General features: G+C 62.2%; 26 protein-coding genes. 10 read left to right on the top strand and 16 right to left on the bottom strand.

Annotation, left to right across the window (positions count from 1 at the left end; translation table 11 throughout):
• Window positions 1–72: 72 nt before the first annotated feature.
• The gene (locus J5Y06_RS02365; RefSeq protein WP_209333498.1) at window positions 73–1,611 is read left to right on the top strand and encodes a YifB family Mg chelatase-like AAA ATPase; all 1,539 of its coding nucleotides are present in this window, start codon (window positions 73–75) and stop codon (window positions 1,609–1,611) included.
• 137 nt (window positions 1,612–1,748) lie between these two features.
• Here the strand turns inward: J5Y06_RS02365 and J5Y06_RS02360 are convergent, their stop codons facing one another.
• The 15 genes from J5Y06_RS02360 to infC all read right to left on the bottom strand — a co-directional run bounded on the left by J5Y06_RS02360 (window position 1,749) and on the right by infC (window position 15,674).
• Window positions 1,749–2,387 (bottom strand): transglutaminase-like cysteine peptidase, encoded by a 639-nt coding sequence (locus J5Y06_RS02360; protein WP_209333497.1) that lies wholly within the window; start codon window positions 2,385–2,387, stop codon window positions 1,749–1,751.
• A 169-nt stretch (window positions 2,388–2,556) separates the two neighbouring features.
• A complete protein-coding gene (locus tag J5Y06_RS02355) occupies window positions 2,557–3,792 on the bottom strand; it encodes a polyhydroxyalkanoate depolymerase (RefSeq protein ID WP_209333496.1) in 1,236 nt (411 codons plus the stop codon).
• Window positions 3,793–3,906: 114 nt separating this feature from the next.
• Window positions 3,907–4,200, bottom strand: coding sequence for a DUF1330 domain-containing protein (locus J5Y06_RS02350; protein ID WP_209333495.1), 294 nt, complete (start codon window positions 4,198–4,200; stop codon window positions 3,907–3,909).
• 29 nt (window positions 4,201–4,229) lie between these two features.
• Entirely contained in the window at window positions 4,230–4,925 is a 696-nt protein-coding gene (gene pyrF / locus J5Y06_RS02345; RefSeq protein WP_209333494.1) for an orotidine-5'-phosphate decarboxylase, read from the bottom strand.
• Window positions 4,922–5,515: an NADPH-dependent FMN reductase gene (locus tag J5Y06_RS02340; protein ID WP_209333493.1), complete on the bottom strand. Its 594-nt coding sequence runs from the start codon at window positions 5,513–5,515 to the stop codon at window positions 4,922–4,924. Before J5Y06_RS02340 ends, pyrF begins: the two co-directional genes overlap by 4 nt.
• A gap of 121 nt (window positions 5,516–5,636) precedes the next feature.
• Window positions 5,637–6,767 carry a molecular chaperone DnaJ gene (gene dnaJ / locus J5Y06_RS02335; protein WP_209333492.1) on the bottom strand — a complete coding sequence of 377 codons (1,131 nt, stop codon included), beginning with the start codon at window positions 6,765–6,767 and terminating at the stop codon, window positions 5,637–5,639.
• A 199-nt stretch (window positions 6,768–6,966) separates the two neighbouring features.
• The gene (dnaK, locus tag J5Y06_RS02330) at window positions 6,967–8,883 is read right to left on the bottom strand and encodes a molecular chaperone DnaK (protein ID WP_209333491.1); all 1,917 of its coding nucleotides are present in this window, start codon (window positions 8,881–8,883) and stop codon (window positions 6,967–6,969) included.
• Between the two features lie 195 nt (window positions 8,884–9,078).
• Window positions 9,079–11,493: a phenylalanine--tRNA ligase subunit beta gene (pheT, locus tag J5Y06_RS02325; protein WP_209333490.1), complete on the bottom strand. Its 2,415-nt coding sequence runs from the start codon at window positions 11,491–11,493 to the stop codon at window positions 9,079–9,081.
• Window positions 11,490–11,909 carry a GFA family protein gene (locus J5Y06_RS02320; RefSeq protein ID WP_209333489.1) on the bottom strand — a complete coding sequence of 140 codons (420 nt, stop codon included), beginning with the start codon at window positions 11,907–11,909 and terminating at the stop codon, window positions 11,490–11,492. The genes pheT and J5Y06_RS02320 overlap by 4 nt, the downstream gene beginning before the upstream one ends.
• A complete protein-coding gene (locus J5Y06_RS02315; protein WP_245247524.1) occupies window positions 11,906–12,445 on the bottom strand; it encodes a hypothetical protein in 540 nt (179 codons plus the stop codon). Before J5Y06_RS02315 ends, J5Y06_RS02320 begins: the two co-directional genes overlap by 4 nt.
• Before the next feature lie 9 nt (window positions 12,446–12,454).
• The gene (gene pheS, locus J5Y06_RS02310) at window positions 12,455–13,552 is read right to left on the bottom strand and encodes a phenylalanine--tRNA ligase subunit alpha (RefSeq protein ID WP_209333488.1); all 1,098 of its coding nucleotides are present in this window, start codon (window positions 13,550–13,552) and stop codon (window positions 12,455–12,457) included.
• Between the two features lie 96 nt (window positions 13,553–13,648).
• Window positions 13,649–14,050 carry a 50S ribosomal protein L20 gene (gene rplT / locus J5Y06_RS02305; RefSeq protein WP_209333487.1) on the bottom strand — a complete coding sequence of 134 codons (402 nt, stop codon included), beginning with the start codon at window positions 14,048–14,050 and terminating at the stop codon, window positions 13,649–13,651.
• A 37-nt stretch (window positions 14,051–14,087) separates the two neighbouring features.
• On the bottom strand, window positions 14,088–14,291 hold the full coding sequence (rpmI, locus tag J5Y06_RS02300) for a 50S ribosomal protein L35 (protein WP_209333486.1): 204 nt from the start codon (window positions 14,289–14,291) through the stop codon (window positions 14,088–14,090).
• Window positions 14,292–14,458: 167 nt separating this feature from the next.
• On the bottom strand, window positions 14,459–15,079 hold the full coding sequence (locus tag J5Y06_RS02295; RefSeq protein WP_209333485.1) for a methyltransferase family protein: 621 nt from the start codon (window positions 15,077–15,079) through the stop codon (window positions 14,459–14,461).
• 58 nt (window positions 15,080–15,137) lie between these two features.
• Window positions 15,138–15,674, bottom strand: coding sequence for a translation initiation factor IF-3 (gene infC / locus J5Y06_RS02290; RefSeq protein ID WP_209334333.1), 537 nt, complete (start codon window positions 15,672–15,674; stop codon window positions 15,138–15,140).
• A gap of 185 nt (window positions 15,675–15,859) precedes the next feature.
• On the opposite strand from infC, the gene J5Y06_RS02285 reads away from it, so the two are divergent.
• From J5Y06_RS02285 to J5Y06_RS02245, 9 genes are all read left to right on the top strand, one after another.
• Window positions 15,860–16,636, top strand: coding sequence for an alpha/beta hydrolase (locus tag J5Y06_RS02285; protein ID WP_209333484.1), 777 nt, complete (start codon window positions 15,860–15,862; stop codon window positions 16,634–16,636).
• Window positions 16,637–16,638: 2 nt separating this feature from the next.
• The gene (locus J5Y06_RS02280; protein WP_209333483.1) at window positions 16,639–17,790 is read left to right on the top strand and encodes a benzoate/H(+) symporter BenE family transporter; all 1,152 of its coding nucleotides are present in this window, start codon (window positions 16,639–16,641) and stop codon (window positions 17,788–17,790) included.
• Between the two features lie 107 nt (window positions 17,791–17,897).
• Window positions 17,898–18,332, top strand: coding sequence for a DUF2852 domain-containing protein (locus J5Y06_RS02275; protein WP_209333482.1), 435 nt, complete (start codon window positions 17,898–17,900; stop codon window positions 18,330–18,332).
• 154 nt (window positions 18,333–18,486) lie between these two features.
• Window positions 18,487–19,182: a M48 family metallopeptidase gene (locus tag J5Y06_RS02270; RefSeq protein ID WP_245247523.1), complete on the top strand. Its 696-nt coding sequence runs from the start codon at window positions 18,487–18,489 to the stop codon at window positions 19,180–19,182.
• Between the two features lie 28 nt (window positions 19,183–19,210).
• Window positions 19,211–19,861 carry a phosphoribosylanthranilate isomerase gene (locus J5Y06_RS02265; RefSeq protein WP_209333480.1) on the top strand — a complete coding sequence of 217 codons (651 nt, stop codon included), beginning with the start codon at window positions 19,211–19,213 and terminating at the stop codon, window positions 19,859–19,861.
• Between the two features lie 21 nt (window positions 19,862–19,882).
• Window positions 19,883–21,103 carry a tryptophan synthase subunit beta gene (trpB, locus tag J5Y06_RS02260; RefSeq protein WP_209333479.1) on the top strand — a complete coding sequence of 407 codons (1,221 nt, stop codon included), beginning with the start codon at window positions 19,883–19,885 and terminating at the stop codon, window positions 21,101–21,103.
• A gap of 1 nt (window position 21,104) precedes the next feature.
• Window positions 21,105–21,947, top strand: coding sequence for a tryptophan synthase subunit alpha (gene trpA / locus J5Y06_RS02255; protein ID WP_209333478.1), 843 nt, complete (start codon window positions 21,105–21,107; stop codon window positions 21,945–21,947).
• 40 nt (window positions 21,948–21,987) lie between these two features.
• Complete coding sequence (accD, locus tag J5Y06_RS02250; RefSeq protein WP_209333477.1) at window positions 21,988–22,908, top strand: acetyl-CoA carboxylase, carboxyltransferase subunit beta; 921 nt, start codon at window positions 21,988–21,990, stop codon at window positions 22,906–22,908.
• A gap of 33 nt (window positions 22,909–22,941) precedes the next feature.
• Window positions 22,942–24,285, top strand: coding sequence for a bifunctional folylpolyglutamate synthase/dihydrofolate synthase (locus J5Y06_RS02245; protein ID WP_209333476.1), 1,344 nt, complete (start codon window positions 22,942–22,944; stop codon window positions 24,283–24,285).
• Here J5Y06_RS02245 and J5Y06_RS02240 read toward each other — a convergent pair whose 3' ends face one another.
• Complete coding sequence (locus tag J5Y06_RS02240) at window positions 24,286–25,203, bottom strand: DMT family transporter (protein WP_342453354.1); 918 nt, start codon at window positions 25,201–25,203, stop codon at window positions 24,286–24,288.
• Window positions 25,204–25,239 lie beyond the last annotated feature (36 nt).

Genomic DNA, 25,239 nt, shown 5'->3' with positions numbered 1-25,239 from the left:
TCTTGCTTTGGCCTTGTTGCCGTGCTTCCTTGACGCAAGGGAATGGTTCGGGTCGAGTGCGGGAGTTGGAGCATGGTTTCGCGGGTCCGCACGGTTGCTTTCCAGGGTGTCGAAGCCGTTCCAGTCGACGTCCAGGTGATGATCGCTCCTGGCAAGATGAACATTCACATCGTCGGGCTGCCCGACAAGGCGGTGGCGGAAAGCCGGGAACGCGTCCAGGCAGCCTTGCACGCGTCCGGCCTGGCCTTGCCACCGAAGAAGGTCACCGTAAACCTCGCCCCAGCCGACCTGCCGAAGGAAGGCAGCCACTACGATCTGCCGATTGCACTCAGCCTGATGGCGGCGCTGGGCGCTATTCCTGCCGATGCGCTCGCCTCCTATGTCGTTTTGGGCGAGTTGTCGCTCGATGGCACGATCGCTCCGGTGGCGGGCGCCCTGCCGGCTGCGATCGGCGCGCAGGCGCAGGGCAAGGGCCTGATCTGCCCGCATGCGTCCGGACCGGAAGCGGCTTGGGCCGGCGCCGAGATCGACATCCTCGCGCCGCGAAGCCTCATAGCGCTGGCCAACCATTTCCGGGGCACCCAGACCTTGGCGCGGCCCAAAGCCAGCATCCGCCCACCGCAGCCGTCCACCGTTGATCTGGCCGACATCAAAGGCCAGGAAACCGCAAAGCGCGCGCTGGAGGTGGCTGCCGCCGGTGGACACAACTTGCTGATGGTGGGTCCTCCCGGTTCCGGCAAATCGATGCTGGCGCAACGCCTACCCACGATCCTTCCGCCCTTGTCGGCAAGGGAACTGCTGGAAGTTTCCATGATCGCGTCCATTGCCGGTGAACTGGCCGATGGTCGCTTGACCGACAAGCGTCCGTTTCGATCGCCGCATCATTCGGCGTCCATGGCGGCCATGGTTGGCGGCGGGTTGCGCGTGCGTCCGGGAGAAGCCTCGCTTGCCCATCACGGCGTTCTGTTTCTGGATGAGCTTCCGGAATTCGCGCCGGCTGTTCTGGATTCGCTGCGCCAGCCGCTGGAAAGTGCCGAATGCGTCATTGCCCGCGCCAACAGCCGCGTGAGCTACCCCGCGCGGGTTCAACTGGTGGCAGCCATGAACCCGTGTCGCTGCGGCATGGCCGGAGAGCCCGGTTTCCAGTGCGCCCGTGGCACGCGCTGCCGCACGGATTACCAGGCACGCATTTCTGGCCCGCTGCTTGACCGCATCGATCTCCGGATTGACGTACCCGCCGTAACGGCGGCTGACCTGATCCGTCCTTCTTCGGGCAGCGAAAGCAGTGCGGCGGTGGCGCAGCGTGTTGCGCGGGCCCGCGAAGTCCAGCAGGCGCGGTTCCAGGCCCTGGGATCAGCCGCCACAACGAACGCGCATTGTGCCGCCGCACAAGTGGAAACGGTTGCGGCGCTGGATGCGCGCAGCAGCGCCTTGCTTAGCGAAGCCAGTGAAAAACTCCGTTTTTCGGCTCGCGCCTATCATCGGGTACTGCGGGTTGCCCGTACACTGGCGGATCTGGAAGGCTTGGACAGCGTCGGCCGCATTCATCTCGCGGAAGCGATTTCCTATCGCATGATGGCAAATCATCCAGCGCAGGCGGTGGCCGCCTGAACGACCTGACAGCAACGCGGGATCTTCGTGGTGCCGCGACCGGCCAGATGCGAAAGAAGGCCACCCGGAGGCGGCCTTCAATTTGTGCTGTGTCTCGCTCGTTTTCGCCTGATCCAGAGAAGTCAGGGCGCAACCACTCAGTGCGTGGTGGACCGCACAGCGCTGACAAGAGCCGGCACCGTGCCGCTGCGAATGGAAACCCAGCGACCGCTATGGTCCTCCGCCTGCCTCTTCAGGAAGCGATAGCCTGTTTCCCGCCATGGCAGGACCTGATTGTCGAGGTTGTCCAGCACGAAATCGCCTCCATCGGTGCGGATGGTCAGCACGGCGTGCCCTTCGCCATCCGGCTTGCGCACCACGGTCATCAGCAAATTGGCCGCGGAAACGCCGCGCCCCATCAAGATCCGGCGCTTTTCGAGTGCGAAATCTTCGCAATCTCCCACCTTGGAAGTCGGGTAAGCCCAATGTTCCTGCTGGCCATAAACCCGACTGTCGCTCATAGGCTTGATCGAACGGTTCACCGTGAGGTTCACCCTCGAGATCATCCCGAACGTTTCCCGGGTCAGCAGCAGCGGCCGCTTGTTGTCGGTGTGGCTGGTGCACTCGCCCGGCAGCCGCCGGCAGAATTCGAAATGACCGATGGGCTGGGAAGTAATGCCTCCTGTCGCCATGCTCCCGGCCGACGCGACCGGCGCGCTGGTTGAAATCGTTACCGCAGAAAAAAGAAAGGCGCCTGCGAAAAGCAGCGCCCGTGTGACCCCTCGTCGTGCTGTCATGCTTGTCCCCTCTTATTAAGAAAAAATTAAGTGGGGACTGGAACCAAAGTCAACGTGGAGAGTTGGTGCTCTCACGCCTTGGTGAATGCGGTGAGGTTTCTGTTGCAGACTTGTCGCATTCGGCCGCTGCGATAGGTCGCGAGCAAAAGGCGACCGTACGGTTTGCGCCTCAGCTTTTCCCGCTGTTTGCCTTCATCAAGTCGACAACGCGCGGCACGATTTCGGCGCGAAACCGCGAGCCGTTGAACACGCCGTAGTGGCCAACGGCTGGCTGGACATAGTGGGTGCGCATAGCGGCCGGCAACGATGAACAAAGATCGTGTGCTGCTTCGGTTTGTCCGAGGCCGGAGATGTCGTCATTCTCTCCTTCCACCGTCAGCAAGGCGGTGTTGCGGATCGCAGAGGGGTCCACCTTCGTGCCGCGGTGGGTCATCCTTCCCTGAGGCAGGCGATGCTCGATAAATACGGTTTCCACCGTTTGCAGGTAGAACTCGGCGGTGAGGTCCATCACGGCGAGATATTCGTCGTAGAACTCCCGGTGCTTTTCCGCCGGCTCACCATCGTTCTTCACGAGGTGCATGAAGAAGTCTTTGTGAGCGCCGATATGCCGGTCGAGGTTCATGCTCATGAAGCCAGAGAGCTGCAGAAAGCCCGGATAAACCTCGCGCATGAAACCCGGCTCAGGGAAGGGAACCTGCATGATCGCATTGGTGCGGAACCAGTCGATGCCGTGGTCCTGCGCCAGCTTGTTGACTGCCGTCGGGTTGCGACGCGTGTCGATCGGCCCGCCCATCAGCGTCATGCTCGCAGGTGCAAGCGGGTCGCCGTTCTGTTCCATCAGCGCCACGGCCGCAAGCACGGGCACCGAGGGCTGACATACCGCCATGACATGGGTGTTCGGGCCGAGCTCATGCAGCATCGCAATGACATAATCGATGTAATCGTCGAGATCGAAATGCCCTTGCGCCAGCGGCACCATGCGAGCGTCGACCCAGTCGGTGATGTAGACATCGGCGTGGCTCATCATCGCCTTCACGGTGCCGCGCAGAAGCGTGGCGTAGTGGCCCGACATCGGCGCAACGATCAGCAACTTGGGATCAGCCGGGCGGCTGGCGGGAAGATCGCGCTTGAAATGAAGCAGCCGGCAGAAGGGGCGGCTCCAAACCTCGCGTTGGGTAACGGCCACCGTCTTTCCGTCGACGAGTGCGGCCGGAAGATCGAAGGCCGGCTTCCCGTATTGGCGGGTGGTGCGCTCGAAGAGCTCGGCGCCGGCCGCCATGGACCGGCCGAACACGGTGTCGCTGAGGGGGTTGAGCGGGTTCGTGTAAAGCGAATGAACCGCGTCCGCAAAGGCACGCGACGGCTGAAGCGCCGCGTGTTGAAGGGCATAAAGCTGATAGAACATCAGGATCCTGAAGTCATGCGGCTCGCATGCGAGCCTTGCCAAGGCGTCAAGGCAGCGTAGCTCCCGCAATGCTGCAACGCAATAGAAGCCTTCTTCAGGGTTTTTGCGCCGCCGCTAGCCGTCGTAACCTTCGACGATGATCACGTCGCCGTCGGCGCATTCGAGGCGGATTGCCTTGGCCGCCTGGTATTCAGGCGCGTTGTAGCAGTCGCGGGCAGCCTGCATGGAAGCGAATTCAATAACCACGTTGCGCCCGCGCGACGTGCCCTCGAGAGCATCGAAAGCGCCGCCGCGCGCGAGGAATTGCGCGCCGAAGCGCTCAAACGCTGGCTTGGCGGTTGCCACGTAGTCCTTGTAGCGCTCCGTGTCTTTCACATCGACGCGTGCAATCCAGTAAGCTTTGGCCATGATGTTCCCTTTCTTTGATCAACTACGCCTCAGGTTGACCGCCTCATGTCGGCGAGGATCTGTTCCGCAGCCTCGCGGCGATCACCTGAAGCAACGATCGGCCGGCCGACAACGAGATGGCTCGCGCCGGCCTCCAGCGCCTGCCGGGGCGCCATCACGCGCTTCTGGTCGCCTTGGTCTGATCCGGCGAAACGGATGCCGGGGGTCACGACCGCCATGTCCGGACCCACGATTCGGCGCACAGCGGTGGCCTCGGTTGCCGCACACACGAGGCCGCCCATGCCGGCAGCGCGCGCCTGTTCCGCGCGACGGGCCACGAGGGCGGCCGGGGTTTCACCATATCCGGCTTCGCGCAGGTCGTTTTCGTCCATCGACGTCAGCACGGTGACACCAAGCAGGCAAAGGTCTGTGCCCCGTGCTGCCGCAACCGCTGAGCGCATGGCCTTGGGATAGGCGTGTAGCGTCAGCATGGAAGCGCCAACCGCCAGCACGCTTTCGACGCCCTTCGCTACCGTGTTGTCGATGTCGAGCAGCTTGAGATCAAGGAAAACGCGCTTGCCGTCTTTCACGAGATCGCGGGCGAGCTCGAGACCGCCGGTGAAAACGAGCTGGTAGCCGATCTTGAAGTAACCCACCGTATTGCCAAGCTCTCCCACGACCTGCGTGGCAGTCCGAATGTCCGGCACATCAAGCCCGACAATCAGGCGATCACGCGGGTCGGTCATGCATCTGCTCTTTTCGAAAGCTGCGCGGCGCGCTGAACAAGCGCCCGGCATACGGTTTCCATTTGCTTGCGCAGCCGCTCTTCAACCAGATCGCCATTGCTGTCAAAGGCCTTGCTCGCGTGGGGCACCGAACACTGCGGCGTCACCACTTCCGCCCCACAGGCCATCAGAACGGCGCGCAGGTGGTAGAGCCCGCGCATACCCGCAAATGCCCCGTCGGACGAGGAGCACAGCGCCGCCGCCTGTTCTCCGAACGGCTTCACGGCGCGGTCACCGTCGCGCCGCACCCGGCTCACCCAGTCGATGGCGTTCTTCAGGAGCGGCGGGATGGACGCGTTGTATTCCGGGCTCGCGATCAGGATGCCATCATGGGCCAGGATCTGCCGCGCCAGTTGCATGGCTTCACCCGGTATACCCTTTTCCCGTTCCAGGTTCTGATCCATGAGCGGGAGCGGATAATCGCCGAGCGAAATCCGCGTCACCTCGGCGCCCTGAAGGGCAAGCTCCTTTTGCGCGACGTCCGCAACCTGACCGCTGAAGGCGCCGACGCGAAGCGAGCCGGCAAAAACAAGAATTCGCGGGATGATCATGGTGGAGCCCCTGCCTGCAAGGCAGGCTTCCGCCTGCCGGCGCGAACTCTACGGGCAGAGGGAACGGCATGGAAGGCCTCCGATGCCGTAGCGTCCATGCTGTCCCAAGCGTTGGAGGTGGCTAGTCGCCAAAGGACTCGAAAAAGTCCTTCATGCGGGAAAAGAAGCCGCTCGACGCCGGCGAGTTTTCCTTGGATGACAGCTGGTCGAATTCTTCAAGCAGTTCGCGCTGACGCCGGGTGAGGTTCTGCGGCGTTTCCACGTCAACCTGGATGTAAAGATCGCCCATGGTGGGCTGCCGGAGAACCGGCATGCCCTTTCCTTTCAAGCGAAACTGGCGGCCGTTTTGTGTTCCTTCGGGAACTTTCACGCGCGCCTGGGTGCCATCCAGCGTCGTGACTTCGAACTGCCCGCCCAAGGCCGCCGCCGTCATCGAGATCGGCACCTTGCAATAAAGATCGGCTCCGTCGCGCTGGAAGAACTCGTGCGGCTTCACCGAAAGGAAGATGTAAAGGTCACCCGCGGGTCCGCCTCGCGAACCGGCTTCGCCCTCGCCGGACAAGCGGATGCGGGTGCCATCTTCGATGCCGGCTGGAATGTTGACGGACAGCGAGCGTTCTTCCGTGACGCGTCCCTGGCCCGCGCATTTCGGGCAGGGATCCTTGATCGTCTGGCCGCGGCCCTGACACTGCGGACAGGTGCGCTCGATGGAAAAGAAGCCTTGTGCGGCCCGCACGCGGCCCGTTCCCGAGCACATGGAGCAGGTGGTGGGCTGTGTGCCTGGCTTGGCACCCGAACCGCCGCATTCCGTGCAGGTGATGGAGGACGGTACGCGGATCTCTGCCGTTTTGCCGGTGAAGGCTTCGCCGAGTTCGATTTCCATGTTGTAGCGCAGGTCGCTGCCGCGCTCGCGTCCGCCGGACGAGCGGCGCTGACGCCCGCCCATCATCTCGCCGAAGATGTCTTCGAAAATGTCTGAAAAACCGCCAGCTGCGCCGAACCCGCCGGCGCGCCCGCCCATGCCATTCTCGAAGGCGGCATGACCGAAACGATCATAAGCGGCGCGCTTTTGCGGATCCTTCAGACACTCATAGGCTTCGCCGATCTCCTTGAACTTGACCTCGGCCGCATGGTCACCCGGATTGCGATCAGGATGGTACTGCATGGCGAGCTTGCGAAAGGCCGCCTTCAGTTCCTTGTCGTCCGCACCCTTCTGGACGCCCAGCACTTCGTAGTAGTCGGCCTTGGTCATGTCGCCTTGATGGACCCTGATGGTCGAGCTGATGAGATCGGGAGATGCCTGCTGCGCCGCCTATGTAAGCGGGCGGAGAAGACGATGCCAGTGCATCGCTGCAGCAAGTCCTGCTTTTTGCGCCGTGCAGCTGTTGCAGCCACGGCACCAAAAACAAAAGGCCCGGCGACAAACCGGGCCTTCTGATCAAGCCGCGCGGTTAAGCGGACTTCTTGCGGTCGTCTTCGTCGATTTCCTCGAAGTCGGCGTCGACCACGTCTTCGCCCGACTTGCGGGCATCCGCCTTGGCATCTGCCTCTGCGGCTTCCGACTGGCTGGCCTCATACATGGCCTGACCAAGCTTCATGGACACTTCGGCAAGCGTGTTGGTCTTGGCCTTGATGTCTTCGGCGTCGTCACCTTCCACGGCCGACTTAAGCGCCGCGATGGCATCTGCAATCGCCGTGCGGTCGGCTTCTGAAACCTTGTCACCGTAATCGGCCAGCGACTTTTCGGAGGAATGGATCAGGCCTTCTGCCTGGTTCTTCGCCTCCACGGCCGCTCGACGACGCTTGTCGGCTTCGGCATTGGCTTCCGCGTCCTTCACCATCTTCTCGATGTCGGCATCCGACAAGCCGCCTGAAGCCTGGATGCGGATCTGGTGCTCCTTGCCCGTACCCTTGTCCTTGGCCGACACGTTGACGATGCCGTTGGCGTCGATGTCGAAGGTCACCTCGATCTGCGGCACGCCGCGTGGTGCAGGCGGAATGCCGACGAGATCAAACTGGCCAAGCGCCTTGTTGTCGGCCGCCATTTCACGCTCGCCCTGGAACACACGGATCGTGACCGCGCCCTGGTTGTCCTCGGCAGTCGAGAAGACCTGGCTCTTCTTGGTCGGGATCGTGGTGTTGCGGTCGATCAGCCGGGTGAACACGCCACCCAGTGTTTCGATGCCGAGCGACAACGGCGTCACGTCGAGCAGCAGCACGTCCTTGACGTCGCCCTGCAGGACACCCGCCTGAATGGCGGCACCGAGAGCTACAACCTCATCCGGATTGACGCCCTTATGCGGCTCCTTGCCAAAGAACTGCTTCACGACTTCCTGGACCTTGGGCATGCGGGTCATGCCGCCGACCAGCACCACTTCGTCGATCTCACCGGCGCGCAGGCCGGCATCCTTGAGCGCTGCCTTGCAGGGCTCGATCGTGCGCTGAACGAGATCATCGACCAACTGCTCGAATTTGGCGCGCGTCAGCTTCAGCGTCAGGTGCTTCGGACCGGTCGCATCCGCCGTGATGAAGGGCAGGTTGATTTCTGTCTGCTGCGAGGACGACAGCTCAATCTTCGCCTTTTCCGCAGCTTCCTTGAGGCGCTGAAGCGCGAGCTTGTCGTTCTTCAGATCGATGCCCTGCTCCTTCTTGAACTCGGAAGCGAGGTATTCGACCAAACGCATGTCGAAGTCTTCGCCGCCGAGGAAGGTGTCGCCGTTGGTGGACTTCACCTCAAACACGCCGTCGCCGATTTCCAGCACGGAAATGTCGAAGGTGCCGCCGCCAAGGTCGTAAACGGCGATGGTCTTGCCGTCCTTCTTGTCGAGGCCGTAAGCCAGCGCTGCCGCGGTCGGCTCGTTGATGATGCGCAGGACTTCGAGACCGGCGATCTTGCCGGCGTCCTTGGTCGCCTGGCGCTGGGCGTCGTTGAAGTAGGCGGGAACCGTGATAACGGCCTTTTCGACCTTCTCTCCGAGATAGGATTCAGCGGTCTCCTTCATCTTCTGAAGGATCATCGCGGAGATCTGGGACGGCGACTGCTTCTTGCCGGCCGCTTCCACCCAGGCATCGCCATTATCGCCGCGGGCGATCTTGTATGGCACAAGCGCCTTGTCCTTTTCCGTCACCGGATCGTCGAACCGGCGGCCAATGAGGCGCTTCACTGCAAAAATGGTATTCTCGGGATTGGTCACCGCTTGGCGCTTGGCCGGCTGGCCGACGAGACGCTCGTCAGAGTCGGTGAAGGCCACGATCGACGGCGTTGTGCGCGCGCCTTCCGCGTTCTCGATGACCTTCGCGTCCTTGCCGTCCATGACGGCGACGCAGGAGTTGGTCGTTCCCAGATCGATACCGATGACTTTAGCCATGTTGTCTCTCCATAAAGCGAGCAGCCGTGGGACCCGGAAAGGCGTACCCGTCGCTGCCCCTGTCGCATGAAAATCCGCAGCGGGGTTCGATCACGAACCCGTCATTGCTGTGTTGCGGCGTATATAAGAAGGCCGGTTTTGCCACGCAAGACGAGACGCGGAGCGAATTTCGTTCCGCTTCCCACCTTGCACCAATTAGCCGCGCAGCACGCCGCCCGTTTGTTTGCCAACATTCTCGACGATCTTGGCGGCAAGCGCCTCGAAATCCTCTTCCGTCAGCGTCTTGTCGAGAGGCTGGATCGCCACCTCGATGGCCACCGACTTCTTGCCCTCTCCAAGCGCCGCACCTTCGAAGATGTCGAAAACCGAAACGCCGGCGATCAGCTTCTTGTCGGCGCCGAGCGCTGCTTTGGAGATGGATCCTGCTTCAACGTCTCGCTCCACAACGAAGGCGAAGTCGCGCTTTACTGCCTGGAAGGACGAAAGCTCGAGTTTCGGCTTCGTGCGCGTGGCTTTTTGCTTCGGCTCAGGAATGGCGTCGACAAACACCTCGAAGCCCGCAAGGGGACCATTGGCGTCCAAGAGGTCGAGCGTATCGGGATGAAACTCGCCGAACGTGCCGAGCACCACCTTTGGGCCGAGCTTGATCGTGCCGGAACGGCCCGGGTGATACCAGGACGGACCGCCGGCCTCCACCTGCAGCTTGTACACTGGTGCGCCGCATGCTTCCAGAACGGCAAAGGCATCGGCCTTGGCGTCAAAAACGCCAACGGGCTTGGCGGCGCCACTCCAATGACGACCCGACCCCTCCAGCGTGGCCGTGCCGCGGCGCAGCCCCGCAGCAACGCGGCGCTGCTTGTCGGGCACGTTGCCCTCGTAAGTGCCCGAAACCTCGAACAAGGCGACATCGCCAATGCCACGGTCAGCATTGCGTTGGGCGGCAGCAATCAGGCCGGGCAGCAACGAGGGCCGCATGTCCGACATGTCGGCGGCGATCGGGTTGGCGAGCTTCAAGCTCGGCGACCCGCCGCCAAACGCCTTCGCCTGGCTTTCAGGAATGAAGGAATAGGTGACCGCTTCCATCATGCCGCGCACGGCCAAGGCCCGGCGCGCATTGCGGGTGCGGATCTGGAGCGTGGTCAGGATGCGGCCGTTCACGGCGTCGTGGCTGGCAAGCGGGGCAGACGCAATTTGGTCGATGCCCACCATGCGCATCACCTCTTCCACAAGGTCGGCCTTGCCATCCACATCAGGGCGCCAGGACGGCACGCTGACATCAACGATGTAGCCGGCACCCTCGATCCCGAAGCCAAGCCGCTGGAAGATCTCGAGGCTCTGCTCGCCCGGCACATCCAGACCTGTGAGGCGCTTCACTTCCGTGGTTGCAAAGGTCACGACCTTCGGCGTGTAGCCGTTATAGCCAACGACGCGGCTTTCCGTCGGCTGCCCGCCGCAGAGTTCTAGAACAAGTTCCGTGGCGCGTTCGAGACCGGGTACCATGCCCTCCGGATCGACCCCGCGCTCGAACCGGTAGCGCGCATCGGTGATGATGCCGAGCGAGCGCCCGGTGCGGGCGATGTTTAGGGGTTCCCAAAGCGCGGATTCGATCAGCACATCGGTGGTGCTCTCGTCGCAACCGGAATGCTCGCCGCCCATGACCCCGGCGATGGACTCGACGCCGTTGTCATCGGCGATGACGCAGATCTCCGGGTTCAGCGTGTATTCGCGCCCGTCGAGTGCCAGAACGGTTTCGCCGTCCCGTGCGCGGCGCACGGTGAGATCGCCTTGGACCTTTGCCGCATCGAAGACATGCAGGGGGCGTCCCTGGTCGAAGGTCATGTAGTTGGTGATGTCCACCAGCGCGTTGATGGGGCGCAGGCCGATCGCCATCAGGCGCTGCTGCATCCATTTGGGCGAAGAACCGTTCCTGACGTCGCGCACCAGCCGCAGCGCGAAGCCGGGGCAAAGCGATGGCGTGTCACCGAAGTCGAGGCTGACATCCACGGGGCATTCGCCTGATGCCTGGAAGGTGGGCGCCGCCGGCTGCTTCAGCGTGCCGAGACCGGATGCGGCGAGGTCGCGCGCAATGCCGTAGACGCCTGTGGCATCCGGGTGGTTCGGCGTCAGGTTGATCTCGATGACGGGATCGTCGAGCTGCGCCCAGGCCGCGTAAGATTGGCCAACCGGTGCATCCTCGGGCAGTTCGATGATGCCGTTGTGCTCGTCCGAAAGTTCGAGCTCGCGCTCCGAACACATCATGCCGCGGCTTTCCACGCCGCGAATATTGCCAACCGACAACGTGGTATCGATGCCAGGCACATAGGTGCCGGGCGCGGCGAAGGCGCCGATCAGGCCAGCGCGCGCGTTGGGGGCGCCACAAACAACCTGCACCGGCGAACCGGATCCGATGTCCACCGAAAGTACCTGCAGCTTGTCGGCGTCGGGATGCTTTTCGGCCGTCAGCACCTTGGCGATGGTGAAGGGGCGCAAGCCGGCCTTGTCGTCGACGGCTTCGACTTCTAGGCCGATCGCGGTCAGGCGCTGGACGATCTGGTCGAGCGTCGCGTCGGTTTCAAGATGATCCTTGAGCCAGGAAAGTGTGAGTTTCATTGGCCGTCTTCCTTTGGTCTCGGCACAGTGCTGGTTTCCATCTGTGGCAGTCCGTCCGCTATGTGGAAGAAGGGCAGTGCTTCGCTGACATAACCATGCACGGTTGGCGGATATTTCTCCGGCGCGTCCATGGCGCCGAGCATCATGAAGATTTGGTCGGGCAGGCGCGCGTCGACATAGCTGAGCGGCGCTCCACACGTGCGGCAAAAGCTGCGCGTGACCGGTGCGGCGCCATAGGTACCTGGGGCTTCACCAATGAAGCGCGCATCCCTGGTGTAGAAGCCGACAAACGCTGCGACCGGGCTGCCGGAAGCGCGCCGGCAATCCTCGCAATGGCAGTAGCTGGCGTAGAATGGCTCCGCGCGGGCCTCGAAACGGATCGCGCCGCAGCGGCAAGATGCGGTGTGGAGGCTCACTGTCGGACCCACTTGTAGCCCTTGTCGCCCGAGCCGGCGCCGACCCAGGCACGCGCCTTCGGCTGGCTTTCGACGAGGAACTCGACCCCCTCGTCGTCGCCCGGAGCCTTACGGTAGCCGACGATCTTACCTTGGCGATATGATGGCTGCGACCTGGTCTCATGGAGAGCGAGGTAGGCGCCTGCGTCCAGGCTCTTGTCGACATCGGCATCCGAAACGGTCCAGGTACCGCTCCAAAACCGTCCGTCGCCAAGGTCGATGACGCCGTGATCCTTCTCACAAACGAAGTGGTATCCGCCGACGACGTCACCGGTCCTGGACGCGGAACCGCCTGCGGACACGCGCCTTGTCGATGACGACGACGACGAGGATCGTGCGCGGGCCACGGGCGCACGCGCCGCGAGATCTTCCTCGCACATCGCAACGAGATCGTCGGCACCCAAGCGCACGGCGTTGTCCCGGATCGTTTCGACCTTTTTCTTGTCGAAGGTTTTCAGGGTTTCGGGCGTGAAGGTGTGGGCGGGCTTCTTGGTCAATTGTATTCCTTAGGTGCTCAGGCCGCCAAACAAAGTCGGCATGTCGAGCGGGCGGAAGCCATAATGCTGCAGCCAACGTACGTCGGCGTCGAAAAAGGCGCGCAGGTCGGGCATGCCGTATTTCAGCATGGCGATGCGGTCGATGCCCATGCCCCAGGCAAACCCCTGATACTCGTCCGGGTCGAGACCGCCCGCGCGCAGCACGTTCGGGTGAACCATGCCGCAGCCGAGGATCTCCATCCAGTCCGAGCCTTCACCAAAGCGCACTTCACCCGGCCGCGAACGATCGCACTGAATGTCGACCTCCATGGAAGGCTCCGTGAAGGGGAAGAAGCTCGGGCGAAAGCGCATCGTCACCGACGGCACCTCGAAGAAGGCCTTGCAGAACTCTTCCAGCACCCATTTCAGGTTGGCGATATTGGCGGACTTGTCGACCACCAGGCCCTCAACCTGGTGGAACATCGGCGAATGGGTGGCATCGGAATCCTGGCGGTAGGTCTTGCCGGGGATGACGATGCGGATCGGCGGCTGCTGCGTTTCCATCGTGCGGATCTGCACGGGCGACGTATGCGTGCGCAAAAGCTTGCGTTCGCCCTTCTCATCCGGCTGGAAGAAGAACGTGTCGTGCATTTCGCGCGCGGGATGCCCTTCCGGGAAGTTCAGCGCCGTGAAGTTGTAGTGGTCGGTTTCGATATCCGGCCCTTCGGCGATGGTGAAGCCCAGATCGCCGAAGATCGCTGCGATTTCGTCGATGACCTGGCTGATCGGGTGGATGCGGCCGCGCTCGGCCGGCGATTGGCGAACCGGCAGAGTCACATCGAGTTTTTCGGCCGCAAGCCGCGCGGTCACCGCGACCTGGCGCAGTTCGCTTTTGCGGGCAGCCAGCGCTTCGGTAACCCGGTTCTTCAGGCCATTGATGGCCGGCCCCTGGACCTGGCGCTCTTCGGCCGACATGCCGCCCAGCGTCTTCAGCTTTTCGGAAATCGTGCCCTTCTTGCCCAGCGCCCCAACGCGCACGGCTTCAAGCGATGCTTCGTCGGACGCCGACGCGATCTCGGCCATGACGCCCGCTTCGAGCGTTTGGAGGTCGTTGGTGATGACGTCCATGGTGGTTCTCGCTTCGATCAAAAGAAAAACCCGCGCCAGCCCTGCCAGCGCGGGTTTCCCAAATCAGGTTTTCGGTTGCTTGGGAAGCGCTAGCAGTTAGGCAACTGCGCGCTCAAAAGCACCCGGTGTGGTGTTCTTGAGATATTCCAGCGCCACCTTGGCCTTGTCGACCAGGGCAGCGAACGCCACCGGCTCATGGATGGCCATGTCCGACAGGATCTTGCGGTCGATCTCGATGCCAGCCTTGTTCAGGCCGTCGATGAAACGGCCATAGGTCAGGCCGTGCTCGCGCACGGCGGCATTGATGCGCTGGACCCACAAGGCACGGAAGTTGCGCTTGCGGTTCTTGCGATCGCGATAAGCGTATTGCAGCGACTTTTCGACTGCCTGCTTGGCGATGCGGATGGTGTTCTTGCGACGGCCGTAGAAGCCGCGGGCCTGCTTGAGGACCTTCTTGTGCTTGGCATGGGACGTTACGCCCCGTTTCACGCGTGCCATGTCATGATCTCCTTAAACGCTGTCCGGTGCCGAGGTCTTAAAGACTGTTCGGCAGGAAATTCTTGATGACCTTCTTGGCGTCTGGCTCAGCGAGAACCATCGTGCCGCGGGCATCGCGAATGAACTTGTTGGAGCGCTTGATCATGCCGTGGCGCTTGCCGGCGGCGGCAGCCAGCACTTTGCCGGTTGCTGTGATCTTGAACCGCTTTTTGGCAGCGGATTTCGTCTTCATCTTGGGCATTTTGCTTGTTTCTCCGTTCTTATTCGCGCCTTTCGGCGCTTTATGGCGTCGGGCCTGAAGATGAAGACTTCTTCCCAACAGCATTGAGAGCCGCCACGGCATGCCCTGCCGGACGGCTCCTTAACGGCGCGCTCTGTATCAGGATCGCGCCCCAGCATCAAGCCGACTCAGTAAAGTTGCAGATAGACCGGGATCCAGCCGAGGGCCTGGCCGCTTTCGATGAACTCCAGAACCGGAATCGAGACAAAGAAGACGAGGCCATCGAGCAGCGTGCGGTTGAGGTAACGCGGCCGGAACGTGACCATGGCCTGATCACGATAAAGCGTCGGGTTGGGGAAGAAGCGCGGAACCCGCGCCTTGTAGTTGAGGTAGGCCTGTCCTAGGCGCTCGGCCAGGTAGCGCTCCTCGTGCAGCGCAACGAAGTGAAAGCAGAGCGCGCAGACCGCGGCGCAGATCAGCGCAATCATGATGCTGCCCGTTTGCGCGCCGACACCCATGATGGCGATCGTGGAAAAGAAATAGAGCGGGTTGCGCATGATCGAGTAGGGGCCTGATTGAACCACTTCGGACGACTTGCGTCCGTCGATGTAGAGCGTCGCCCAAAGTCGCCCGCCAATGCCAACAAGGATCAGCGCCAAGCCGTAACCTTCAATGGCCTCGTGTAGGAATTCGCTTCGAGCGGAGCCGCTGAAGATCAGTCCGATGCCACCGAAAAGAACGACGAGTGCAAGCACTGCCCGACGTGCCGCTTGGTAGCGGGCCATCGAACCGGCGGTTCCATTGTTCATCTGAAAGGTCCTGATGCGAAAAAAGCGGCAGATGCCGCTTTTTTCATTCGCATCATGGCTATCTCGGGGCCAGAACCATCATCATCTGGCGGCCTTCGAGCTTCGGCTCGGCCTCCACCTTGGCAATGGTCTCGGTTTCCGCCTTGACCCGGTTCAGGAGATCCATGCCGAGTTCCATATGCGCCATTTCGCGGCCGCGGAAGCGCAGCGTCAGCTTGACCTTGTCGCCTTCTTCAAAGAAGCGGCGCACGGCGCGCATCTTCACTTCATAGTCATGCGTGTCGATGTTGGGACGCATCTTGATCTCTTTGATCTCGATGGTCTTCTGGTTCTTGCGCGCTTCGGCAGCCTTTTTCTGGCTGGCATATTTCAGCTTGCCGAGGTCAAGGATCTTGCACACCGGCGGTTCGGCGTTGGGCGAAATCTCCACGAGATCCAAGCCGGCCTGTTCGGCGATCTCGAGCGCTTCCTGAATTGAAACATTGCCGCGGTTGGCGCCCGTGTCGTCGATCAGCTGGACACGTGGGACCCGGATGTCGCGGTTGGAACGCGGGCCGTCTTTGGTGGCCGGCGCGGCTTTGAATGGTCTGCGAATGGTCGTACTCTCCTGATTATTGCTACGAGGGGTGGCTCTCGGCTTTTCAAACGCAACGAGCACGCAGCAACAAAGTTGCGGGTGTTGTGTCGTGCGTCCGTTGGATCCGTCCCTAGCACATTACAAGGTGAAAATCACCTGTCACATTGATTCTGCCAAACAACAGGCACGGAAGGGATCGTTGAATGGAAACGGGCGAACAAGCGGGCACGCTCCATGTCGACAAGGTGGACATTGCCTTCAAGCACCGCAAGGGGAAGGCGCCCGGCCTCGTCTGGCTTGGCGGGTACCGTTCCGACATGGCAGGCACCAAGGCGGAAGCCTTTGCAGCCTATGCGCATAGGCACGATCTCCAGTTCACCCGGCACGATTATTCCGGTCACGGCGCGTCGGGTGGCGTCTTTCGCGACGGAACGATTTCCTCCTGGCTGGCGCAATCACTGGCCGTGCTGGATCAGGTGACCGAGGGGCCGCAGATCCTTATCGGTTCTTCCATGGGTGGGTGGATCGCGCTGAGAATGGTGCAGGAATTGAACAAGCGCGCGGATCGCGGCCGCATCGCGGGCCTGCTTCTGATTGCGCCGGCGCCGGACTTCACGGCTGATCTCATGCAGCCGCAGCTGACGCGCAAGCAAAAGCAGCAGATAGAAACGCTGGGATATCTCGAAGAACCGTCGCAATATTCCGATGAGCCCAACATCTACACGCGCGCGCTTTTTGAGGATGGGGAAGCGAACCGCGTTCTGACCGGCACGATCGACACCCATTGTCCTGTGACCATCCTGCAAGGCATGCAGGATCCGGACGTGCCGCACAGCCATGCCCTGAAGCTCGTGGAGCATCTTCCGGCTGACAACGTGACGCTGTCCCTGATCCCGGACGGCGATCATCGGTTGTCGCGGCCACAGGATCTCGACCTCATGCTGCGCAGCGTAGCCAGCCTCGTCGAACAGGTCGGCTGAGCTTGCGCGCTTCCGTGCCGATCTCGGCCTTTGTTGGCGCGCTTGTCGGCTTTTCCAGTACGCTGGCCATCGTCTTGGCCGCCATGGAAGCGGTGGGCGCAACGAAGGACCAAACGGCAAGTGCCGTCACTGCAATCTGCCTTGCGCTGGTTGTTTCGTCCCTGGTTCTGTCCTGGCGCAGCCGCATGCCCGTGGTCACAGCCTGGTCCACGCCGGGGCTCGCCCTGGTGGCTGCAAGCCAGGGGTTCACCCTCGGCGATGCCATTGGCGCCTTTCTGATGACGGCGCTTCTTTTGATTGGCACCGGCCTGGTGCGGCCCCTGATGCGATTGGTTGCGCGCATCCCGATGTCGGTGTCGTCGGGCATGCTGGCCGGCATCCTGTTCACCTTTATCGCCAATGTGGCGCGTGCTGCGGGAACCGATGCGGCTCTCGTTTTGCCCATCGTTGCGCTGTTCTTTCTTGCCCGCTTGTTCAGCCCCACCCTGTCGATCCTGGTTGTTCTGGTTGCAGGAACTGCGCTGGCTGCGTTTCTGGGCCGTCTTCATGCGGTTCCGAGCCCGGAATTCTCGACGCTGGTGCTAACGGCGCCGACCTTCTCCTTTGCAACCCTTCTTGGGCTCGCGATCCCGCTTTATCTGGTCACCATGGCCTCGCAGAATCTGTCCGGCCTCGCGGTTTTGAAGGCCGATGGCTACCAGCCAGCCCCGGGGCCGATCATCGCGATCACGGGCCTCGTTTCGCTGGTGTCCGCACCGTTTGGAGCGGGCACGAGCAATTTGTCGGCCATGGCTGCCGCCTTCTGCACGGGTCCGGATGCCCATCCTGATCCGGCTGAGCGTTGGAAAACCAGCTGGTTCTACGCCGCGACCTATTTCGTGTTCGCCGTCTTCGGCGCGTCGCTGGTCGCGCTGGTTGGTGCCTTGCCGCCGGTGTTCATCGTGGCTGTTGCGGGCTTGGGCCTGCTCGGGTCCTTCAGCAACGCCTTGTCGATCTCGGTGTCCGTTCCGGCCGAACGCCTGGCCGCCGTCACTGCCTTTGCCGTGACCGCTTCCGGCGTGGTGCTGGCGGGCATCGGTGGCGCGTTCTGGGGTCTGCTCGCCGGATTGATCGTGTATTCCCTTGAAACTTGGAAAAGTTCCAAGAAGATCTAGGGCTTATCCGGTTTTCAACAAAGCTGTCTTGAATAGCCGTTTTTTGCCACCCATCTCGAAACAAGGCAGCCGATTGCGGTTGTCTCCTTGGGAAGGAACGCAAGCAAATGAACACGACTGCACTGATCCGGCCGGCTTGGACGCCGGCGACCATTGCGCTCATGGTGGTTGGCTTCATGGTTTTCTGGCCACTCGGCCTGGCCATGCTCGCTTACATCCTGTGGGGCGACCGGCTTGACGGCTTCAAGCGCTCTGTGAACACCGAAGGCTTCTTCCGCAACTGCGGCAAGAACAGCCGGAGCAAGCACTACGGCTTCAACCGCACCGGCAACGTCGCTTTTGACGATTGGCGCTCGGCTGAACTCGAGCGGATCGAAGAAGAGCGTCGCAAGCTTGACGAGGCACGGGACGAATTCGATGCCTATGTCCGCGAACTGCGCCGCGCGAAGGACCAGGAAGAGTTCGACCGGTTCATGAACAACCGCAAGCCTCGCTCCGACGCTGGCAGCTCATCAACCGAGATCCGTGATCCCGGACTTTGATCGAAGACTCCAGCCTGATCCACGGCGCCCCACCTCGGGGCGCCGTTTTTGTTCCCGCTTCATTCTTGCTGGCGAATCACGCTAGCTCATCGGCATGGGCCTGCTTTTCCCCTTGTTGCGCAAACCGGTTGTTGCTCCCCCTGCTGAGCGACAAATGATTGTTGCCGGACGAACATTGCCGTTGAAGGTCGTGCAGAATGCGCGAGCCACGCGTTTGACGATGCGGATCGATGCAGGCGGGCGCGGGATCCGGATCACCACCCCTCCGGGATTGTCGCAGCGGGAGGTCGATCGCTTCATCGATCGGCATACCGGCTGGCTGGAAAGCCGCCTGGCCAATTACCCGGAAAAGCCCGGCGTTCGGCACGGCGTCAAGATTCCGCTGCGCGGCGTTCCCCACCTCATCGTGCATGAACAGGCTTTGCGCGGCTCAGTGAGCGTCGATGCCGAAGGCGGTGAACCGGTTCTGCGGGTGAAAGGGGATGCGCGACACCTGCCACGGCGCTTGAGTGACTTCCTGAAGCGGGAAGCCAAGCGTGACATCGAGCACCTGGTGGCAAAGCACGCGGCGTTTGTGGGCCGTCGCGCCCGGTCCATCCGATTCAAGGACACGACGAGCCGCTGGGGATCCTGCACGGCCGACGGCAACCTGTCGTTTTCCTGGCGCATCATGATGGCACCGCCCGCCGTGATCGACTACCTCGTGGCGCATGAGGTCGCGCACCTCAGGGAAATGAATCACGGCCCCGCCTTTTGGGAGCTGTGCCGGGAACTTTGCCCGGAAACAGAGCGCTGCAAGGCTTGGCTGAAGAAGAACGGCGGCGCCTTGCAGGCGATTGCGTTTGAATGACCGCGCCGCCGCCGCTATCTGTAGCCCCATGGACATCAAGATCTGCGGCCTTTCCACGGAAGACACGGTTGCTGCGGCCCTGAACGGCGGCGCAACGCATGTCGGCTTCATCTTTTTCCCGCGCAGTCCCCGCCATGTTGCCCCCCAACAGGCGGCGGCCTTAAGCGGTGCCGCGAAAGGCCGGGCTCAAGTGGTTGCGGTGACCGTGGATGCGGATGACGCAACCCTCGACACGCTTGTTCGGGTGGTGGAGCCCGACATGCTGCAACTGCATGGGGAAGAAACACCCGAGCGTGTCCGTGCGGTTAAACAACGCTTCGGTCTGCCGGTGATGAAGGCGCAGGCAATCAGCAACCTTGCCGACCTGACGGCGGCCCAACGCTTTGCCGGCGTGGCAGATCGTCTCTTGTTTGACGCCAAGGCGCCCAAAGGCGCGGTTCTGCCGGGTGGCAACGGTGTGGCCTTTGATTGGACGCTGCTGGCCGGCCTTGACGCTTCGCTCCCTTACATGCTTTCGGGAGGGTTGAACGCGTCGAACGTCGGCGACGCCGTGGCGCGCACAAACCCTTCCGGTTTGGACATTTCTTCAGGTGTCGAGCGCACGCCGGGCATCAAGGACGTCGCGCTGATCGAATCCTTTTTTGCCGCGATCCGCAGCGCTACGCAGCGCGCAGCCTGATCGCAGTCGGGAGCACTGGCCATGAACATGCCGATCCAGCCGAATTCCTTCCGCACGGGGCCCGACGAAGCCGGTATGTTCGGCGTGTTCGGCGGGCGCTTTGTCGCCGAAACGCTGATGCCGCTGATCCTGGAACTGGAAACCCAGTGGAACCAGGCCAAGACTGATCCTGCTTTCCAGGCCGAGCTGAAGAACCTGTCGACCTATTATGCCGGGCGGCCGTCGAAGCTTTATTTCGCCGAAGGCCTGACGCGCCATCTCGGCGGGGCCAAGATCTACCTGAAGCGTGAAGACCTGAACCACACGGGTTCGCACAAGATCAACAACTGTCTTGGGCAGATCCTGCTTGCCAAGCGGATGGGCAAGACCCGCATCATCGCCGAGACCGGCGCCGGCCAGCATGGCGTGGCCTCGGCCACCGTGTCGGCGCGCTTCGGCTTCCCGTGCGTGGTGTATATGGGTGCCACCGATGTCGAGCGGCAGAAGCCCAACGTGTTTCGCATGAAGCTCCTGGGCGCTCAGGTAAACCCCGTTTCGTCCGGCCACGGCACGCTCAAGGATGCCATGAACGAGGCCCTGCGCGATTGGGTCACCAATGTGCACGACACCTATTACCTCATCGGCACGGCGGCGGGGCCGCATCCCTACCCGGAAATGGTGCGCGAGTTTCAGTCGGTGATCGGCACGGAAGCGCGCGAACAGATCCTCGAACAGGAAGGCCGGCTACCGGACGCGATCATTGCCTCGGTTGGCGGCGGATCCAACGCCATCGGTTTGTTCCACCCGTTTCTGGATGATCGTGACGTCCGCATCATCGGCATCGAAGCCGGCGGCCGCGGCCTTGGCGGCGTTGAGCACTGCGCATCCATGAGCGCCGGCAAGCCGGGCGTGCTCCATGGCAACCGCACTTATCTTCTCCAGAACGAGGACGGCCAGATCGTGGACGGTCACTCGATCTCCGCCGGACTGGACTATCCCGGCGTCGGTCCAGAGCATTCCTGGCTGCGCGACAGCGGCCGCGTTGAATATGTGCCGATCATGGATGATGAGGCGCTGGCCGCGTTTCAGCTCACCACGCGCGTGGAAGGCATCATTCCAGCGCTTGAGTCCGCCCACGCCATCGCTCAGGCCGTCAAGCTCGCGCCCACCATGGGCAAGGAAGAGATCATCGTGATCAATCTTTCGGGCCGCGGCGACAAGGACGTGCATACGGTTGCCAGCATGATGGGCATGGAATTCTGAGATGACCACCACGCGCATCGACCGCTGTTTCGCCAAGCTGAAGGACGAAGGCCGGCCGGCGCTCGTGACCTACTTCATGGGCGGCGACCCGGACTATGAAACGTCGCTGAAGATCATGAAGGCGATGCCTGCGGCCGGCACGGATGTGATCGAGCTCGGAATGCCGTTTTCCGACCCCATGGCCGATGGTCCCGCCATCCAGGCAGCGGGCTTGCGCGCGCTGAAAGGCGGGCAAACGCTCGCCAGGACCATCCAGATGGTGCGCGACTTTCGCGCCCACGATGACGACACCCCAATCGTGATGATGGGCTATTACAACCCGATCTATATCTACGGCGTTGAGCGCTTCCTGGCGGAAGCCAGGGATGCCGGCCTAGACGGCCTGATCGTGGTGGACCTGCCGCCCGAAATGGATGCCGAACTGTGCGTGCCGGCGCTAAAAGCTGGCATCAACTTCATTCGGCTTGCCACACCTACAACGGATGCCAAGCGTCTCCCGAAGGTGCTCGAAAACACGTCGGGCTTTGTTTACTACGTGTCGATGACGGGGATCACCGGATCTGCCCTCGCAAACACGGGCGACGTTTCGGAAGCCGTGGCGCGCATCAAGAGCCACACCGACTTGCCGGTTTGCGTCGGTTTCGGTGTGAAAACCGCGGAGCAGGCCCGCGCGATCGGCGCGTCGGCGGATGGTGTCGTGGTTGGCACCGCCATCGTGAACGCGGTTGCAAGCGTGCTTGGACCCGACGGTCAGATGACCGCCGATCCGGCCGAAGCCGTCGCGACCCTGGTCAGCGGGCTGGCGCAAGGGGTGCGGCGTGCACGCCTTGAGGCTGTCGATTGACTGCTCCATCTTTCTTTCCAGTTGAAACGGGACGCCAGCCATGAACTGGATCACCAACTATGTTCGCCCCAAGATCAATTCGATGCTTGGCCGGCGCGAAATGCCCGAGAACCTCTGGATCAAGGATCCGGAATCTGGCGAAATGGTCTTTCACAAGGACCTGGAGGAAAACCAGTATGTGGTGCCGTCCTCGGGCCACCACATGAAGATCTCGGCCAAGGAGCGTCTGCGCTTCTTGTTCGACGACGGTGCCTACACCACGCTGGAAAATCCCAAGGTTGCGGTGGATCCGCTGCGCTTCCGCGATGAAAAGCGTTATGTCGACCGCCTGAAGGAAAACCGGACCAAGACCGGCCTTGAAGACACGATCGTCAACGCCACCGGCGAAATCGACGGGTTGCGCGTGGCCGTGACGGTGCAGGACTTTTCCTTCATGGGCGGCTCGCTCGGGATGGCCGCGGGCGAAGCCATCATTCGCGGCTTCGAGAATGCCGTGGAACAGCAGCTGCCACTGGTGCTTTTCGCGGCATCTGGCGGCGCGCGCATGCAGGAAGGTATCCTGTCGCTGATGCAGCTCGCCCGCACCACGGTCGCGGTGGACAGGCTCAAGGAAGCGGGTCTGCCGTATATCGTTGTCCTGACCAACCCCACTACCGGTGGTGTTACCGCCTCTTATGCCATGCTGGGCGACATCCATATCGCCGAACCCAACGCGCTGATCGGCTTCGCCGGTCCGCGCGTCATCGAGCAAACCATCCGCGAAAAGCTGCCGGAAGGATTCCAGCGCGCCGAGTACCTGATGGAACACGGCATGGTGGACATGGTGGTGTCCCGTCTGGCCATGAAGGCGACGCTTGGGCGGCTCCTGCGGCTCTTGATGAAGCAGCCGCCCGGCACGCTGATCGATCCCGCGCAGCTTCCGGTGCACGGCGAAGAAGCCACAGTTGCGGCCGATGCCTGACACCCACGTCTCGCTGAAGCGTGATGAACGCCGATGAGCGCTGACGCGCAGGCAAGCGAAGCTGCTCGCGAAATCGAGCGGCTGATGACGCTGCATCCCAAAGGCTTCGATCTGTCCTTGGAGCGGATCACGCGCCTCCTGGAGAGGCTGGGCAATCCGCAGGACCACATGCCGCCGGTGATCCACATCGCTGGCACCAACGGAAAAGGCTCCTGCGCGGCATTTTCACGGGCTCTGCTGGAAGCCGACAACCGGCTGGTTCACGTCCACACCTCGCCGCATCTCGTGAACTGGCATGAACGCTTCCGCCTCGGCGCTCCGGGTGGTGGCAGGTTCGCGGATGATGACGTGCTGGCTGACGCCATCCGCCGCGTAGCCGAAGCCAACAACAACGAAACCATCACCGTGTTCGAGATCCTGACGGCGGTGATGTTCGTCCTGTTTTCAGAACATCCCGCCGATGTGGCGATCGTCGAGGTCGGTCTGGGAGGCCGTTTCGACGCTACGAACGTGATCAAGCGGCCGGCTGCCTGCGTCATCATGCCGATTTCCATGGATCATGAAGCTTATCTCGGCGATCGGGCCGAACTGATTGCGGCTGAAAAGGCGGGCATCATCAAGCCTGGCGTGCCCGTTGTGATCGGCGCGCAGGAAAGCGACGCCGCGCGTGAAGTGCTGGTGTCCACGGCAGAGCGGCTCGGCGCACCGTCCTTCATCTATGGGCAGGATTTCATTGCCTTCGAGGAAAATGGCCGCCTGGTTTACCAGGACGAGACGGGCCTCATGGACCTGACGCCGCCGCGGTTGCCAGGGCGGCATCAATACGCCAACGCCGCAGCGGCGATTGCCGCGGTTCGCGCTGCCGGCTTTCCGGTGACCCCGTTGATTGCGGATCGTGCGCTGGACACCGTGTCGTGGCCGGCGCGCATGCAGCGCCTGCAAACCGGCACGCTTGTGGACCTTGCTCCCGAAGGCGCCGAGATCTGGCTCGACGGAGGGCACAATCCCGGCGCGGGCACAGTCATTGCGGAAGCGCTCGCGGAACAGGAAGACCGCCATCCACGGCCGTTGTTCCTGATTGCCGGCATGATCAACACCAAGGACCAGACCAACTATTTCCGCGCGTTCGGCGGTATGGTGCGCCATGTCTTCACCGTGCCGGTGGCAGGCAGCGAAGCTGGGGTGCCCAATGACGTGCTTGCCACCCGTGCGGTCGAGGCAGGTTTGTCGGCAGAGCCGATCGCCTCGGTTGGCAATGCGCTGATGCTCTTGCGCGACACCTGGGACGAAAGGGAAGCACCGCCCCGCATCCTGATTGGTGGCTCGCTTTATCTCGCCGGCGCGGTGCTGGCGGAAAACGGCACGCCGCCTGTTTGATCAGATCCGATCCACGGTCTCAGCCTTTACCGGCTGCCCGACCACCTGTTTGCGGTGGAAGATGAAAAGCCCGGCACCGATGATCACCGCGGAGCCCACCAAGATCTGCTGATCGGGATATTCATCGAAAAACAGAATCCCCATCGCTACCGCCCAAAGCAGCAGCGTATATTGCAGCGGCGCCAGAACGGTCGCCGAAGCAAGCTTCACCGAGCGCGTCATCATCATGTGAGCGATGCAGGACACGACGCCGAGCATCAGGAGGGCGTAGAGATCCGGCAGGTCCGGCGCACGCCATGCGCCCACGGCCAGACAAGCGCCGGCGATCAGGGCGCCCACCGTTTGCCACGTCACCAGCACCACGTCGGAGGTGCTTCGCAGCATCCGACTGAGAATCAGCGTGAGCGCCAGAGACACGCTGCCGATCAGGGCGAAAAGGGAGGGCCAACTTAACGATGCGCTGGACGGCCGAAGCACGATCACCACGCCAATGAAGCCGACCAGGATTGCAGTCCAGCGCCGCCAGCCGGCCCGCTCGCCGAGCAGGAAATGCGATAGTGCCGCCACATAGATCGGCCCTGCCATGTAGAAGGTCATCACGTCGGCTAGCGGCAGGTACACGACGGCTGCATAGAAGAAGCCGGTGTCGAAGGTTGCGAACACGACGCGCAGAACCTGCAGCACTGGCCGGTCCGGGTGGAGAAGATCCCTCCGTGCACTGCGCGAGGACAAAAGCGGACCGAGCACCACGAAGGCGCCGATGGAGCGGATCAGCAGGACCTGGCCGACGGAAAAGCTCGCCACCAGCCATTTGCCCATGGCATCGTTCAGCGCGAACATGAACAGGCCGACGAGCATGATCACGACGCCTGCGGTGGTCCCATTCAGCGCGTCGAGCCGTCCTCTCCACCCCGTCACGTTTGCGCCCTTCCAAGAAAAAAGCCCGGCTGCTTT

The sequence above is a fragment of the Tianweitania sediminis genome, assembly GCF_017813335.1.
Taxonomy (GTDB): Bacteria; Pseudomonadota; Alphaproteobacteria; order Rhizobiales; family Rhizobiaceae; genus Tianweitania; species Tianweitania sediminis.
This window is presented reverse-complemented; position numbering and strand designations above follow the sequence as displayed.